This is a genomic window from Streptomyces sp. NPDC093984, assembly GCF_044764595.1.
Taxonomy (GTDB): Bacteria; Actinomycetota; Actinomycetes; order Streptomycetales; family Streptomycetaceae; genus Streptomyces; species Streptomyces cynarae.
Genome location: NZ_JBIWIM010000004.1, coordinates 80198 through 95807, shown reverse-complemented (window position 1 = coordinate 95807; position 15610 = coordinate 80198). Strand labels below are relative to the sequence as shown.

General features: G+C 72.6%; 9 protein-coding genes, 1 tRNA gene and 1 pseudogene. 6 read left to right on the top strand and 5 right to left on the bottom strand.

Annotation, left to right across the window (positions count from 1 at the left end; genetic code table 11):
* Positions 1-9 precede the first annotated feature (9 nt).
* From ACIRC0_RS16480 to ACIRC0_RS16470, 3 genes are all read left to right on the top strand, one after another.
* Entirely contained in the window at positions 10-1215 is a 1206-nt protein-coding gene (locus tag ACIRC0_RS16480) for a DNA polymerase III subunit delta' (protein WP_403616712.1), read from the top strand.
* 130 nt (positions 1216-1345) lie between these two features.
* Entirely contained in the window at positions 1346-2965 is a 1620-nt protein-coding gene (locus ACIRC0_RS16475; protein WP_403616710.1) for an alpha/beta hydrolase, read from the top strand.
* A gap of 108 nt (positions 2966-3073) precedes the next feature.
* A tRNA-Thr gene (locus ACIRC0_RS16470) sits at positions 3074-3147 on the top strand.
* 47 nt (positions 3148-3194) lie between these two features.
* Here the strand turns inward: ACIRC0_RS16470 and ACIRC0_RS16465 are convergent.
* The 3 genes and pseudogenes from ACIRC0_RS16465 to ACIRC0_RS16455 form a co-directional block, all read right to left on the bottom strand.
* Positions 3195-3643, bottom strand: a pseudogene (locus tag ACIRC0_RS16465) (tyrosine-type recombinase/integrase); the annotation flags it as partial.
* Between the two features lie 274 nt (positions 3644-3917).
* Positions 3918-5759 carry a trypsin-like serine protease gene (locus ACIRC0_RS16460; RefSeq protein WP_403616707.1) on the bottom strand — a complete coding sequence of 614 codons (1842 nt, stop codon included), beginning with the start codon at positions 5757-5759 and terminating at the stop codon, positions 3918-3920.
* 388 nt (positions 5760-6147) lie between these two features.
* Positions 6148-6984 carry an RNA methyltransferase gene (locus tag ACIRC0_RS16455; protein WP_403616704.1) on the bottom strand — a complete coding sequence of 279 codons (837 nt, stop codon included), beginning with the start codon at positions 6982-6984 and terminating at the stop codon, positions 6148-6150.
* Between the two features lie 283 nt (positions 6985-7267).
* Here ACIRC0_RS16455 and ACIRC0_RS16450 point away from each other — a divergent pair, with 283 nt between their 5' ends.
* Both ACIRC0_RS16450 and ACIRC0_RS16445 read left to right on the top strand, forming a co-directional pair.
* A complete protein-coding gene (locus ACIRC0_RS16450; protein WP_403616702.1) occupies positions 7268-8185 on the top strand; it encodes a glycosyltransferase family 2 protein in 918 nt (305 codons plus the stop codon).
* 671 nt (positions 8186-8856) lie between these two features.
* Complete coding sequence (locus tag ACIRC0_RS16445) at positions 8857-11841, top strand: BTAD domain-containing putative transcriptional regulator (RefSeq protein ID WP_403616699.1); 2985 nt, start codon at positions 8857-8859, stop codon at positions 11839-11841.
* A gap of 46 nt (positions 11842-11887) precedes the next feature.
* Here the strand turns inward: ACIRC0_RS16445 and ACIRC0_RS16440 are convergent, their stop codons facing one another.
* Positions 11888-13585, bottom strand: a complete 1698-nt coding sequence (locus tag ACIRC0_RS16440; RefSeq protein WP_403616696.1) for a bifunctional 3'-5' exonuclease/DNA polymerase — start codon at positions 13583-13585, stop codon at positions 11888-11890.
* 56 nt (positions 13586-13641) lie between these two features.
* The gene (locus tag ACIRC0_RS16435; protein WP_403616693.1) at positions 13642-14385 is read right to left on the bottom strand and encodes a Clp protease N-terminal domain-containing protein; all 744 of its coding nucleotides are present in this window, start codon (positions 14383-14385) and stop codon (positions 13642-13644) included.
* 84 nt (positions 14386-14469) lie between these two features.
* On the opposite strand from ACIRC0_RS16435, the gene ACIRC0_RS16430 reads away from it, so the two are divergent.
* The gene (locus ACIRC0_RS16430; protein WP_403616690.1) at positions 14470-15606 is read left to right on the top strand and encodes a DUF2786 domain-containing protein; all 1137 of its coding nucleotides are present in this window, start codon (positions 14470-14472) and stop codon (positions 15604-15606) included.
* Positions 15607-15610: the final 4 nt, after the last annotated feature.

The window sequence follows — 15610 nt, the reverse complement described above, 5'->3', positions numbered from 1 at the left end:
GGTGTCCCCGTGAGCGTGTGGGACGACCTGGTGGGCCAGGAGAAGGTGTGCGAGCAGCTCGAGGCGGCTGCCCGGGACGCCGACGCCCTGGTCACCGCGGCCGCCGCCGACACCCCGCCGCCCGAGGCGTCCAAGATGACGCACGCCTGGCTGTTCACGGGTCCGCCCGGCGCGGGACGTACGCAGGCGGCGCGGGCCTTCGCCGCGGCGCTGCAGTGCGTGAGCCCCGACCGCGCGCTCGGCGGCGCCCCCGGCTGCGGCTTCTGCGACGGCTGCCACACCGCCCTGATCGGCACCCACGCGGACGTCACCACGGTCGCCGCCGTGGGCACGCAGATCCTCGCCGACGACATGCGCGACACGGTCCGCAAGTCGTTCACGTCGCCGGCGAACGGCCGCTGGCAGGTGATCCTCGTCGAGGACGCCGAGCGGCTGAACGAGAAGTCGGCCAACGCGGTCCTGAAGGCTGTGGAGGAGCCCGCTCCCCGCACGGTCTGGCTGTTGTGCGCGCCGTCCCTGGAGGACGTCCTGCCGACGATCCGCTCCCGCTGCCGCCACCTGAACCTGCGCACGCCCCCTGTGGAGGCGGTCGCGGACATGCTCATGCGGCGTGACGGTATCGAGCCGGAGATCGCCGCCGCCGCCGCCCGCGCCACCCAGGGCCACGTGGACCGTGCCCGCAGGCTGGCCACGGACGAGGGGGCCCGTGCCCGCAGAGCGGCCGTCCTGAAGCTCCCGCTGCGGCTCGACGACATCGGCGGCTGCCTCAGAGCCGCCCAGGAGCTGGTCGACGCCGCCACGGACGACTCCAAGCAGCTCGCCGAGGAGATCGACGCCAAGGAGACCGAGGAGATGAAGGCGGCACTCGGCGCGGCGCAGGGCGGCCGGATGCCGCGCGGCACCGCGGGCGTCATCAAGGAGCTGGAGGACAAGCAGAAGCGCCGCAGAACGCGCACCCAGCGCGACAGCCTCGACCAGGCCCTCACCGACCTCACGGGCTTCTACCGCGACGTCCTCGCCCTCCAGCTCGGCTCCCGCGTGGCCCTCGCCAACACGGACGCGGAGGACGCCCTGGAGCGGCTGGCCCGCGGCAGCACCCCCGAGGCCACGCTCCGCCGTATCGAGGCGATCGCCGCGTGCCGGGACGCCCTGGACCGCAATGTGGCGCCGCTGCTGGCGGTGGAGGCCATGACGATGGCGCTCAGAGCGGGATGAGGGCGAAATCCTTCCCTCTTCCGTGGGTAGGCGATGCGGTCGGTCGACCGCGTACTTGACCCTGTCACTCGTACGAGGTGCCTGTGTCACCGAACGGCATCAATCCGTTGCGCACGGTTACGCTCACGAAATGCACACCAGGCGCATTCCCGGACCGTCCCGCCTTCTGCACCCCCTCCGCCGTCCCCGAGGCTCCCGTCGTTCCCTCCCCGCGATGCGGACGGGCGGCACGCTGCTCGCCGCCGCCGCGCTGCTCGTCTCGGCCTGCTCCCCCGGCGCTTCGACGACCGCCCACACGGCCCTGGCCGCGCTGCCCCAGTCGCCCCCCTCGGCGCTGGCCCTGTACTACACACAGAAGCTGACCTGGCGCACCTGCGGCGTCCCCGGCTTCCAGTGCGCCACCATGAAGGCCCCGCGCGACTACACCAAGCCCGGCGCGGACGACGTACGGCTCGCCGTTGCCCGCAAGAAGGCCACCGGCCAGGGCAGGCCCCTGGGGTCGCTGCTCGTGAACCCGGGCGGGCCGGGCGGTTCGGCGGTCGGCTATCTGGAGCAGTACGCGGGCGTGGGCTACCCGGCCGAGATCCGCGCCCGCTACGACATGGTCGCCGTCGATCCGCGCGGCGTGGCCCACAGCGAGCCGGTCGAATGCCTCGACGGCCCCCGGATGGACGCGTACGCGCAGACCGACATCACCCCCGACAACCCGGCGGAGACGCGCCGCCTGGTGGATGCCTTCAAGCGGTTCGCGGAGGGCTGCGGACGACACTCGGCGGCCCTGTTGCGCCATGTCTCCACGGTCGAGGCGGCCCGGGACATGGACATCCTGCGCGAGGTGCTCGGCGACCGGAGGCTGAACTACGTGGGGGCGTCGTACGGGACGTTCCTCGGGGCGACGTACGCGGGACTGTTCCCGGAGCGGGTGGGCCGGATGGTGCTGGACGGCGCGATGGACCCGGCCCTGTCCGCGCGCAGGCTCAACGAGGAGCAGACGGCGGGCTTCGAGACGGCGTTCCGGTCCTTCGCCAAGGACTGCGTCCGGCGATCGGACTGCCCGCTGGGCGGCCCCGGCACGTCGCCGGCGAAGGTCGGCGCCAAGCTGAAGGCGTTCTTCAAGAAGCTCGACGCGTCACCCATCCCCACGGGCGACGCGGACGGCCGCAGGCTCGGCGAGGCCCTGGCGACGACCGGAGTGATCGCCGCGATGTACGACGAGGCGGCCTGGCCGCGGCTGCGCCAGGCGCTGACCTCGGCGATGAAGAACCGCGACGGCGCCGGGCTGCTCATGCTGTCGGACAGCTACTACGAGCGGGACGCGGGCGGCAGGTACTCGAACCTGATGTTCGCGAACGCGGCCGTGAACTGCCTCGACCTGCCGCCCGCGTTCTCGGGCCCGGAGGACGTGGAGAAGGCGCTCCCGGCGTTCGAGAAGGCCTCCCCGGTGTTCGGGCGCGGACTGGCCTGGGCGTCGCTGAGCTGCGCGTACTGGCCGGTGCGCGCGACCGGACGGCCGCACCGCATCCGGGCGAAGGGCGCGGCGCCGATCGTGGTGGTGGGCACGACCCGCGACCCGGCCACCCCCTACCGCTGGGCGCGCTCCCTCGCCTCACAGCTCTCCTCCGGCAGACTCCTCACGTACGACGGCGACGGCCACACGGCATTCGGCCGCGGCAGCAGGTGCGTGGACTCGACGATCGGCGCGTATCTGCTCCGCGGCACGCCACCGGCGAAGGGAAAGCGCTGCTCGTAGGCGCCGCGCCACTCCCTGGAGACCCCGCCTCCGGGGGGTGGTCGGAGCACCCTCCGAAACTGTGTAGACTTACCGACGTTGCTGATCGCACCATAGTGCGGGCAGCGCGCCGCCTTAGCTCAGATGGCCAGAGCAACGCACTCGTAATGCGTAGGTCTCGGGTTCGAATCCCGAAGGCGGCTCACCTGAACCCCAGGCCGGAAACGCTTCCGACCTGGGGTTTTCTCGTTCAGCGGACGCGACGGCGACGCCGGGAGCGGGCCGCGCGGATGTCGACGGTCTCAGTTTTGGTCTCAGTGGGGCCCGTCCGGGGCCCCGCCGGTGCAGGCACGAAGAACTCACCCATGCGCCGCATGGCGTCCTTCGACAGGTGTGATCTGCCCTTCACGTGCCGCCGCGTCTGGCTGATCTGGGTGTGCCGCAGGATTTCCATGATGGTGAGCATGTCCGCACCCAGCTCGTTCAGGATCGTGCCGGCGGTGTGAAGGCTCCCGTCGTACAGGTGACGGTCATCGATCCCGGCTTCCTTGAGCAGTTCCTTGAACTCCTCGTAGTCGGCGCGCGGGTCGAGCGGGCGTCCGTCCGGCCGTGAGTACACGACGTCGTACTCCTGCCACAGCTCCCCGGGGCGGCCCGCATCGCCTCCTGCTGGGCCTTGTGATCGTGCAGGTAGACCACCCTGTTCCCGGTGAGGAGATCTGGGCGGTCCGAGCCCGTGTCCAGGACACCCTTCGCTACGCCGGCGTTGCGTATGGCCTTGGCCTTCGCCCCTCTTTCCTTGATCGGCTGATGGTCAGGTCAATGCCGGTCTGGCGTCGGCCGCCGGTGTCGCCCTCGAAGGCCGCAAGGGCCCGTCAACGCGGAACGGGCCCGCGTGCGCCCTTCTCAGGACGCACGCGGGCCCGTTCTCACCCGGTGTCCGGGTGCGGGATCGATCTCCCGCCGGTGCCGGTCAGCTCAGGCGGTAGCCGCCGTAGCCGTATCCGATCTTGATGCGGGAGGCCAGCGGGTGCGAGACGTCGCCCGTGCCTTCGTACAGCCACAGGTTGCCGCTGCTGTCGCGGGCGATCAGGTCGGAGTGACCGTTGCCGGTCATGTCCCCGTTCATCACGTACGCGTTGTAGTGGAAGCCCCAGCCGATCTTCACTCGGGCCGCCAGCGGGGCCGACGTGTTGCCGGTGCCCTTGTACAGCCACAGGTTCCCGGAGGAGTCCTGGGCGAGCAGGTCGAGCTTGCCGTCGCCGGTGAAGTCGCCCTTGCCGAAGACGTTGGTGCCGTACTGGCCCCAGCCGTAGCCGAGCTTGACGCGCGAGCCGAAGTTGCCGTGGCCGGTGCCCGGGTAGCGCCAGAAGTTGCCGCTGGAGTCGATGGTCAGCAGGTCCTGCAGGCCGTCACCGGTGAGGTCGCCGGGCACGAGCATGACCTTCATGCTGTTCCAGCCGGAACCGAGACTGGTGACGTCGGTGTCGCCGGTGGACAGGTTGAGGTGCTGCCAGTACAGGGTGCCGTCGGTGGTGCGCACCAGCAGGTCGGCGTAGCCGTCGCGGTCGAGGTCGGCCTGGCGCACCAGGTTGACCCCGCTCCAGTCGCCGAGCGAGATCCGCGACCCGAAGGACTTGCCGCGGGAGTCGTACTCGTAGCCCTGGCCGTTGGAGGCGATCGCGAACATGTCCGCGCGACCGTCACCGCTGAGGTCGGTGTCGTCGATGCGGGGTTCGGTCGCCCCGACGTACGTGCTCAGCTTGGTGAAGACGCTGTACGAGCCCTGGGCCACGCAGTCCTGCACGCCCCACGACACGACGCCGACGACGCGTCCGTTCACGACCAGCGGGCCGCCGGAGTCGCCGTTGCAGGTGGCGACGGTGCCGGTGTCGGAGCCGCTGGCCGGGTCACCGACGCAGGTCATGGCTCCCGCGACGAAGTCGCTGCCGTAGAAACTCGAGCAGGTCGAGTCGCCGTTCACCGGCACGGTGGCCTTGCGCAGGGTCTGCGAGATGTCCTGGCTGGTGGAGCTGGTGCGCCCCCAGCCGTAGATCTGCGCCTGGGTGCCCGCCTTGTACGACGTGGTGTCGTCGGAGGTGGTGATGGGCAGCGGCTTGGCGCTGATCGGGTCGGGCAGCGTCAGCACGGCGACGTCGTTGACGGCGGTGCCGCTCGAGGTGATCCGGAACGAAGAATCGTTCCACTGCCGCCAGACGCCCGTCACCGTTCCACCGTGGAAGTCGGTGGTGTTGGTCGAGGAGTCGGTGGTCGGCAGCTGGTCGGTGCCGTAGATGATGGCGCCGTTGTTGTGCCAGTCGTAGCCCGAGACGCAGTGCGCGGCGGTGAGGATCTTCGTGGGCGACACGACGGTGCCACCGCAGAAGAAGCCGACGTCGTCACTGGTGTCGCTGGTGCCCTTGTCGTCGTAGTACCACAGCTGCACCATCCACGGGGCCGTGGAGATGCTGGTGGTCGTGCCGCCGATGATCTGCGGGCTGGCGGTGCCGGTGGCCGACGGCTGCGGCGTCGGGCTGGTGGTGGTGCCGGACTGCGTACCCGCGCTCGCGGCGGGGCGCAGGCTGGCAGGGGTGTTGGCGGCCGGCGCGGTGAGCGCGCCGTGCACGCGGGCGTTGAGCTGCGACTTGCCGACGCTGTCGTGGCCCTGGACGCCGATGTCCGTCGGCAGGGGCGCCGCGTTGGCGGGCGCCATGAGGAACGCACCGGCGCCGCCGAGGAACAGGGTGGCGGCAGCGGCGCGTACGGCTATCCGGCCCCGACGGCGGTGCTTCCCGCCTCTGTGGGCAGAGGACACTCAGGTCTCCTGATGGGTGAAGATGCTTGGAGAAGTGCTCGAAGACAAGCGGCTGATGTTACTTCCGACTCGCTGATCTTCACCAGTCTCACAGGCCACAGATGCTTAACGTTTTCGCCTACGTCACCGGGTGCCTTCCCTGCGAGTGGGCGGATCCCTAACGCTCGTGCCGCGGAATCGAGTTGCGGCAGGTAACGCATCGCCGTGTCCCGGGTGCGGGCGCACGGGTGCAGCGAAGGGCGGCGACCACGGGGGCACGGCTGTACCGGATGTACCGGAGGGCGGCGACCACGGGCGCACGGCTGTACCGGATGTACCGGAGGGCGGCGACCACGGGAGGGGCCTGGCCGGAACTGCCCTTCACCGGCGGGACGTTGGCCGCCCCGCCTCAGCGTCGGCCCGACGCCATCCGCTGCCGTACGGCCTCGTAGGTGAAAAGCGCCGCCGACACCCCGACGTTGAGCGAGTCCACCTGGCCGAACATCGGGATCTTGGCCTTCGTGTGGCTGCCTCCCAGCCACCGGTCCGACAGCCCGTACTTCTCGCTGCCGACGAGGATCGCCGTGGGCCCGGTCATGTCGACGTCCGCCATCAGTACGTCGGTGTCGGGGGTGGTGGCGACGACGTTCACCTCGTGGTCGGCGAGCCAGCGCATGACCTGTTCGGAGTCGGCCGAGGCGATCGGGACGGCGAACACCGTGCCCTTGCTGGCCCGGATCACGTTGGGGTTGCCCCAGTCGGTCACCGGGTTGGCGGAGATGACCGCGGTCACTCCGGCCGCGTCCGCGGTGCGCAGCATCGAGCCCAGGTTGCCGGGTTTCTCGACGCTCTCGCAGACCAGGAAGAGGGACCGGTCGTCGACCTCGATGCGGGAGAGGTCGGTCTCGATGTCCGGGACGACGGCGAGCCAGCCGTCCGGGCCCTCGCGGTACGCCGCCTTGTCGAACGCCTGCCTGCTGAGGCTGTACAGGGCGGCGCCGCGCTCGGCCGCACGGGCCACCACGTTCCGCGGGTCGGACCCGCCGGTCAGCGCGGGGCAGAAGTACAGCTCACGGGGGCGCACACCGGCCCGCAGTGCGAGGTCCAGTTCCTCGTACCCCTCCACGAGGGTCACTCCGGCGGCCTGCCTGCTGCGCCGGCGGCGGAGAGCGGCGAGTTCCTTGACGTGCGGGTTGCTCGGGCTGGAGATCTCCTTGGGCGACCCGGCCCGGGGGTTGGACGGCATGGGCTGTGGGAGTCACGGTCCGCGGCGGGCTCCGATCCTCCGTCCCCTTTCTCGTGTTTCTCGTGTGCTCGCTCGTGCTGCTGTGGTGCGCTGCGCTGCCGCGCGGTTGCGGCCAGCGTACATGCGGGTCCGGGGGAGGGCGCCGCGTGGCCGCGCGCCCCATTCCGTCGCGTACGCCCCGGAAAGTCGTCCGGTGCGGGGAGAACCGGCGGACACCCGGGCGTCCTCTTGGTGAACGGCTAGCATCGCGTGGACAGTTGTCGGTGGGGATGGGGTGGGTGTCGTGTCGCAGGCGCAGCCGCAGCAGGAGCAGAGGCCCAGGATCGCCGTCGCCGTCGTGACCATGGGCAACCGGCCCGACGAGGTCGACGCGCTCCTCAGGTCCGTCGCCAAGCAGGACCTCGCCCCCTCGCGCATCGTGATCATCGGCAACGGCTGCCCACTGCCCGAGTTCGCCGAGCGCCTGGACCTCCCCGGCGAGGTCACCTGCATCGAGACCGACGAGAACCTCGGCTGCCCCGGCGGCCGCAACGTGGCCCTCGCCCGGCTGCGGGAGTTCGGGGACGTCGACGTCGTGGTGGAACTCGACGACGACGGGCTGCTCGTGGACGCCGACGTGCTGCGCCGCGTACGGGACCTGTACGCTGCCGACCCCCGGCTCGGCATCGTCGGTTTCCGCATCGCCGACGAGCACGGCGAGACCCAGCAGCGGCACGTGCCCCGGGTCGGGGCCGCCGACCCGATGCGCGGCGGGGAGGTGACCGGCTTCCTCGGCGGCGGGCACGCGCTGTCCATGGCCATGCTCGCCGAGACCGGCGACTGGCCCGCGGAGTTCTTCTTCGCGCACGAGGAGACCGACCTGGCCTGGCGGGCCGCCGACGCCGGGTGGACCATCCTGTACGCGCCGGAGCTGCTGCTCCAGCACCCGAAGACCTCACCCGCCCGGCACGCCGTCTACTACCGCGTCACGGCCCGCAACCGCGTCTGGCTCGTACGGCGTCGGCTGCCGCTTCCCCTCATCCCGGTCCACCTCGGGGTCTGGATCGCCGTCACCCTCCTGCGCACCCGGTCGGTCGGCGGGCTGAAGGCCTGGTTCGGCGGGTTCGTGGAGGGGCTGCGGAGCTCCGGCGGCGTACGGCGGCCCATGCGCTGGCGCACGGTGTGGCGGCTCACCAGGCTCGGCCGGCCGCCGGTCATCTGAGGGTTCCGGGACGATCCGGAATCCCCGGTTACGGAACCTCTGATGACCCGGGAGCCCCGGATGACTCGGAAACCCCGGATGAGGCGAAACCCCCGGATGGCCCGGAATCTCCGGATGAGACGGAACTTCCGGATGACCCGAGACCCCCGGATGAGCCAGGAGCCCCGGTCATGCGGGACGCCCCAGTTGCGGGACGCCTGAGGAGTAGCCCGCGCGGTGGTGGGCAGGCACACCCCATGGAGGCGGCCCCCGCGCTCGCGGAGACGACGAAGGACCCGGTCGTTCACCTCCACCGACCGGGTCCTCGTGCGATCCCGGATCCGGCCACGGCGGCGACACTCCCCCGAGCTACGCGTGAACGCGCGCGCCGTCGGGCCAGATCCGATGAAAGGATCACATCAGGCCACGCCAACAGATCGCTAATATGGGGCCAACGGCTGGCGAGGAAGCCGTGAGCTGGCCCGTTGCACGAGGAGTTGTGGGCCGGTCCGACAAGAACGGGCCGTCCGTCGACGCGATCCGACGGCGGGACGCGGCGGTCGGGCCGCGCGATCAGGCGTTACGCGGCGGTCGTGCCGCGCGGTGAGGCGAGGCACGGCGAGCGTGCCATCGGGGTCGCCCCTGCTCGAGCGAGGCCGAGAGCCAGGGGGAAGAAGGGCGACGGGGCGGCGATGCGGGACGGGCTGCGGTTCGGACTGCTGGGTCCGCCCGTCGTGTACGGCGCCGACGGCGAGGTGCGCGCGATCGGCGGTGCCAAGGTGCGCGCCCTGCTGGTCGCGCTGTTGCTGGAGCCCGGCCGGGTCGTCTCGGTCGAGGCCCTGAAGGACGCGTTGTGGGGCGGCGCGCCGCCGGCCTCCGCCCAGGCGTCCCTGCAGAACCACGTCACCCGGCTGCGCCGCCTGCTCGGCGACGACGGCCCGGAGCGGCTGCGCGCCGTGCCGCCCGGCTATCTGCTGCGCGTCGACGACGGCGAGCTGGACGTGCGCGTCTTCGAGGAACACCTGATCGCGACCCGCGTCGCGCACGCCGCGCGGGACTGGGAGGGCGCGGTGCGCGAGGCGTCCGACGCGCTCGCGCTGTGGCGTGGCACCCCGCTCAGCGGGCTGCCTCACGAGACCGGAGCGCATGCGCTGGTGCAGCGGCTTCAGGAGGCGCGGCTGCTCGTCCTGGAGTGGCGGTACGACGCGGAACTGCAGCTCGGCGGGGCGCGGTTCGGGAGCCTCGTGCCGGAGCTGGCCGCGCTGGTCGCCGAGCATCCGCTGCGGGAGGGGTTCCACCGGCTGCTGATGCTGGCCCTGCACCGCACCGGCCGCCCGGCGGAGGCCCTGGCCGTCCACCGCGACCTGCGGGCCCGTCTCATCGAGGAACTCGGCGTCGAGCCAGGCGCTGCGGTGCGCGAGGCGCATCTGGAGATCCTCCGGGAGGGGCAGGCCGCGAGCGGCGACGGGACGGGAGCGCACGGTCCGCAGGCGGACGACGCGTACGCCGACCACCACCCGGGCACCGACCGTACGAAAACGCCCAGGCCCGCCCAACTCCCGCCCGCTCCCGCGCACTTCACCGGCCGCGAAGCCGTCCGCGAGGACCTGCTGCGGTTCCTCGCCGCAGAACGCGACGCGCCCGGCATCGCCGTGGTCAGCGGTATGGCCGGGGTCGGCAAGAGCGCGCTCGCCCTGCATGTGGCGCATGGACTGCGGGAACGTTTCCCCGACGGCCAGCTCTACGTCAATCTGCACGGCGCCACCCCCGGCATGACCCCGCTCACCCCCGGGCAGGCGCTCGCCGCGCTGCTGCGCGACCTCGGCGCCGAGTCGCATCGCATCCCGGAACACCCCGACGCCGCCGCCTCGTTGCTCCGCTCACTGCTCGCCCCGACCCGCACCCTGATGGTGCTGGACGACGCGGCGCACGCCGCCCAGGTGCGTCCACTGCTGCCCGGCGGCCCGGGCTGCGCGGTGATCGTGACCAGCCGCTCCCCGCTCACCGCGCTCGACGGCGCGCACCGGGTCCCGCTCGCCCCGCTCAGCGACGAGGACAGTGCGGCCCTGCTGCGCGTGGTCTCCGGCCGGGACGGGCTGCACGCCGGGCACCCGCTCGTCGAACTCGCCGGGCGGCTTCCGCTCGCCCTGCGCATCGTGGCGGCGCGGCTCGCCGCCCGCCGCGCGCTCACCCCTGACACGCTGGCCGGTCAACTCGCCGCCACCGAGGGGCGGCTGCACCATCTGGAGTACGACGACCTGAGCGTGCGCCGGTCGCTCGCCGTCGCGCACGACGCGCTGCGCGCCTCCGACCGCGAGGCCGACCGGGACGCGGCACGCGCCCTCGCCCGGATCGGTGCCCTGGACCTGCCCGGCTACGGCGCGCCCCTCCTCGCCCGCCTCCTCGGCACGGACGAACGCCGCGCCGAGGCCGCCCTCGACCGCCTGGTCGACGTCGCCCTGCTGGAGGAGACCGCCTACGGCTGCTACGCGCCGCACGACCTCGTCCGGGACTTCGCCCATGAGACCATGGCGAGCGAACAGGGCCTCGAGCCGGAGCGCTCCGGCGCCGAGCTCGCCCTGCGCTGGTACGCCGCGATGGCCACGCGCGCCCTCGATGCGCTGGTCGAGCCGGGCACCGAGCGCACGGACCGGCTCCGGGCGACCCCCTCGCAGCCCCGGACGCACACGGCGGACGTGGCGTCCGTGCCCGCCTTCGGCTCGGCCGAGGCCGCCGCCGACTGGATCGTCCTCGAACTGGAGAACATCGTCGCGCTCGTGGAGCGTCACGCGGACACCTCCGCCCATGTGCCCCTGCTCGTCCGCATGATCGCCTCCCCGCTGCAGCGCCGCGGCCGCGTCGCCGAGTCGGAGGCGCTCGTACGCGCCGCCCTGCGCGGGGCGCGGGGCCTCGCGGACGCGCCGGCGGAGGCCTACGCGCTGCTGGACATGGCCGGGGTGCAGTTGCTGAAGGGCCGGGGCAACGACGCGCTCTCCCTGCTGGACGAGGCGCTGGAGATCTGGCGGCGGCTCGGCGATCTCTCCTGCCTGTGCCGTGGCCTGAACAACCGGGGGCTGCTGCTGGGGGTCCTCGGGCGGTACGAGGAGTCCGGTGAGGCGCTCAGGCAGTGCCTGGAGTACACGCGTGTGCTCAACGACCCGATGCAGGAGGCCATCACCTACAGCAACCTCGGCAACCTGTACGAGCACACGGACCCGCGGGGCGCCATCGGCCACCACCGCCGCAGCCTGGAGATCGGCGAGCGGATCGGCCATGTGATCGTCCGTCACTCCGCGCACTGCAACATGGGCTTCGCCCATCTCGCGCTCGGCGAACCGGATGCCGCGGTACCCCACTTCGAGGAGAGCCTGCGCATCCTCGGTGGGCACGGCCACTGGCCGGGCGAGTCCCAGACCCGGCTGGGCCTGGTGCGGGCGCTGCGGGAACAGGGGGACGCCGGGCGGGCCGCGCACGAGTGCGATGAGCTGCTGCGCCTCGCCGCCCGGCGCGGCGACCGCTACACCGAGGGGCTCGCCCGCCACCAGCTGGGCCTGCTGTGCCGGGCCGAGGGCGACGCCGAGGAGGCCCGCCGGCAGTGGGAGGCGGCTCTTTCGGCCCTGGAGGGCACGGACAGTCCGGTGGCGGGGGAGCTGAGGGAACTGCTGGCGCAGAGGTGAGACCGGCCGGGCGCCGCCACTCGGCGCCCTCGGTGCCGCGCCGCCCTCACTTGGCGTCCGCGTAGCACTCCACCACCGCCGTCGTGAACGGGATCCGTACCGGTGTCTGGCCGAACGCCAGCCGCATCGCCAGGTCCGACGCCTCCTGGATGGCCGCGGCCACCGTCTCCGCCTCCTTCGCCGGGCAGTGCACGATCACCTCGTCGTGCTGGAAGAAGACCAGCTCGGCGGCGAGGCCCGCGCAGCTGCGGCGGAGCGCGGCGAGCATCAGCAGCGCCCAGTCGGCGGCGCTGCCCTGCACCACGAAGTTGCGTGCGAAGCGGCCCCGGGCGCGGGAGTTGGTGGAGGCGTACCCCGGCATCCACTGGTGAGGTTCGTCGGTCGGGGCCGGTGCCGTGTCCTCCTGCGGAATGCCCGCTTCCTCCGCAGCGTCGTCGGACGCCCCGGCAGCCGGCGGCGACGTACGCCCCAGCCAGGTGCGCACCAGCCGGCCCTCCTCACCGGCGCGGGCCGCGTCGTCGACGTAGGCGACGGCCTTCGGGAAGCGGCGGCGCAGCGCGGCGAGGTTCTTCAGGCCGTCACCCGACGTCTGGCCGTAGATCGCGCCGAGCACGGCGAGTTTGGCCTGGGCGCGGTCGCCGGAGAACGCCCGGTCGGACACCGACTGGTAGAGGTCGTCGTCGCGGCCGGCGACCTCCATGAACGCCGGGTCGCGGGAGATCGCGGCGAGGACGCGCGGCTCCATCTGGGCGGCGTCGGCCACGACCAGCCGCCAGCCGGGGTCGGCGACCACGGCGCGCCGGATGACCTTGGGGATCTGCAGGGCGCCGCCGCCGTTGGTGACCCAGCGGCCGGTGACCGTGCCGCCCGGCAGGTACTCGGGGCGGAAGCGGCCGTCGCGCACCCAGTCCTGGAGCCAGGACCAGCCGTGGGCGACCCAGATGCGGTACAGCCGCTTGTACTCCAGGAGCGGCTTCACCGCGGGGTGGTCGACGGACTGGATCTCCCAGCGGCGGGTGGAGCGCACCTTGATCCCGGCCTGGGCGAACGCCTTGACGACGTCCGCGGGCAGGTCGGGACGGACACGGCGGCCGAAGGCGGCGGACACGTCGTCGGCCAGTTCGGCCAGGCGCCGGGGCTCGCCCCCGCCCGCGTACCGCTCGCCGAGCAGCTCGTGCAGCACCTCGCGGTGGACGTCCGCGCGCCACGGCAGGCCCGCGTGGTGCATCTCGGCGGCCACCAGCATGCCGGCCGACTCGGCGGCGGTGAGCAGCCGCATGCGGTCCGGGTGCGCGGTGGTGTCGTGCCGCCGCTGCTGGTCGGCGTAGACCTCGACGAGGTCCCTCAGGGGGACGTGGACGGGGCTCGGCTCGAACAGGGAGGACTGCGAGCCGGGCTCGGCGGAGCGCGGAGGCGGATCGGGCGGTACGGGGCCGCCGCGCAGCCGGGCCAGCGCGGCGGCGGCCGACCGGGGCTCGCCGAGGCGTCCCTCGTGGCCGAGGAGGAGGGCCTCGGCGGCCTCGACGTCGTAGCACCGGTCGACTCGCACCCCCGTGGCGAGCAGACGTGGCTGGACGTCGGCGGTGGACCGCCACACCCACCGGGTGACCTCGGGCCGCGTGCGCACGGCCCCGGCGAGGTCCTCCTCCCTGACCACGGGCCCGGCGAGCAGCCCGTCCGGGCCGAGGGCGGCGACCTCCACGCCACCGTCCCCGGCCGGAGCGAGAGCCCAGCGCCCGGTCATGCTGCGAGTCTGGCAGGGGGGTCTGACAATCGGGGCTGACCTGCGGAAAGGCGCTCTCAGTCCTTCTTCTCACGGGCCTTGAGGGCGTCGGTGATCTCGGTCAGCTCCTTCCTGACGTTCTCCTCGGCCGTCGCCTTGTCGATGCCGAGACCGCTGAGCGGGCCCTCGCCGTTCTCCAGCTCGAGGAGCGCGAGGAGGATGTGCTCGGTGCCGATGTAGTTGTGGCCCAGGCGAAGGGCCTCGCGGAACGTCAGCTCCAGGGCCTTCTTGGCGGCCGGAGCGTACGGGACGAGTTCCGGGACGTCCTCGGCGGGGGCCGGGAGCGCCGCGGCCGCCGCCTCGCGCACCGCGTCCAGGGAGACGCCCTGCGCGGTGATCGCCTTGGCGGCGAGCGCCCCCGGCTCGCTGAGGAGCCCCAGCACCAGGTGGGCGGGGACGGTTTCGGCGTTGCCGGCGTCCTTCGCCGCGTTGTGCGCGGCCATGACCACGTTCCGCGCGCGCGGGGTGTAGCGGCTGAAGCCCTGGCTGGGGTCGAGGTCCGCGGACTCCTTGGGCACGAAGCGCTTCTGGGCCGCCTGCCGGGTGACGCCCATGCTCTTGCCGATCTCGGTCCAGGAGGCGCCCGAACGCCGGGCCTGGTCCACGAAGTGGCCGATCAGGTGGTCGGCCACGTCGCCGAGGTGCTCCCCGGCGATCACGGCGTCCTGGAGCTGCTCGAGGGCGTCGGTGTGGACCTTCTTGATGGCGTCGATGAGGTCGTCGAGACGCAGGTTCGCTGAGATGTAGGGATTCACCGTCATGTGTCAACCGTAAGTTGACACCCCAGAGGTGTCAACCCGAAGTTGACAATCGGGCGGGCGCCTCCGCATGTCACGATCGACCGTGTGAGTACGACGACCACCGTGGACCGCGCCCTGCGGGCAGCCCTCTACGACGACACCGACGCCGCCCTCGACACCGGTGCCTCACTGCTCGCCGCCGACCCCGCGGCCGACGGGGAACTCACCCGGCGCGGGCAGGAGTTCGTCGCGGCGGCCTGGCGGCGCGGCTGGCAGCCCGCCGACGTCGTCCGCCTCGTACGCCGCGAGCTGGACGAGATGCACGTACGGCTCGTGTCGCAGCTGATCCTCGGCGAGGCGGGACAGGGGCCCGCCCCCACGCCACGCTGGGCCGCCCAGTTGAAGGAACTCGGCGAACTCGACGGCGAACCTCAGCGCGGCCCCGACCGTTTCTCCCACGCCACCGCAGTCCTGGAGCTGTACCGCCTGCTGCTCCGCCTGCCCGTCCTCGAACCCCTCGACGAGCCCCGGCCCTCCGCCGCCCCGCGGCAGCCGGAGTCCCGCATGCTCACCCGCATCCGCGCCCTGCTCGCCAAGGCGGAGGCGACCGGATACCCGGAGGAGGCCGAGGCGCTCAGCGCCAAGGCACAGGAACTGATGGCGCGGCACAGCATCGACGAGGCGCTGCTCGCGGCCCGTACGCACACCGGGGACGCACCCGGCGCCTGCCGCATAGGCGTCGATCCGCCGTACGAGACGGCCAAGGCGGTGCTCCTGGACGCCGTGGCCGCCGCGAACCGCTGCCGGGCCGTGTGGCACGACGCGCTCGGCTTCTCCACGGTCGTCGGATTCGAGCCCGACCTGGAAGCCGTCGAACTCCTCTACACCTCGCTGCTGGTGCAGGCCACCACCGCGATGACGAAGGCGGAGGCGGCACAGCGCAAGGGCGGCCGGAGGCGCACGAAGACGTTCCGGCAGTCGTTCCTGGCCGCCTACGCGCACCGCATCGGCGATCGGCTCCGCGCCGCCGCCGAGGAGGCCGAGGGACAGGTGACCGGCGGCGAGGGCGAGTTGCTGCCGGTGCTCGCCGCCCGGGACGTCGCCGTCGCGGACCGCATGGAGGAGATGTTCCCCGACACGGTCACCACCCGGCTGCGGGGCGTCAGCGACGCGGCCGGATGGGAGCAGGGGGCCGCGGCCGCCGACCGTGCCCAGGTCACGGGGCGGCCCCGGCTCCCCTGAACGT

Bases quoted from the DNA above. Each gene is read 5' to 3' on its own strand.
- ACIRC0_RS16475 (WP_403616710.1), top strand. From the start codon at position 1,346: ATGCACACCAGGCGCATTCCCGGACCGTCCCGCCTTCTGCACCCCCTC.
- ACIRC0_RS16455 (WP_403616704.1), bottom strand. From the start codon at position 6,984: ATGCCGTCCAACCCCCGGGCCGGGTCGCCCAAGGAGATCTCCAGCCCG.
- ACIRC0_RS16445 (WP_403616699.1), top strand. From the start codon at position 8,857: ATGCGGGACGGGCTGCGGTTCGGACTGCTGGGTCCGCCCGTCGTGTAC.
- ACIRC0_RS16440 (WP_403616696.1), bottom strand. From the start codon at position 13,585: ATGACCGGGCGCTGGGCTCTCGCTCCGGCCGGGGACGGTGGCGTGGAG.
- ACIRC0_RS16435 (WP_403616693.1), bottom strand. From the start codon at position 14,385: ATGACGGTGAATCCCTACATCTCAGCGAACCTGCGTCTCGACGACCTC.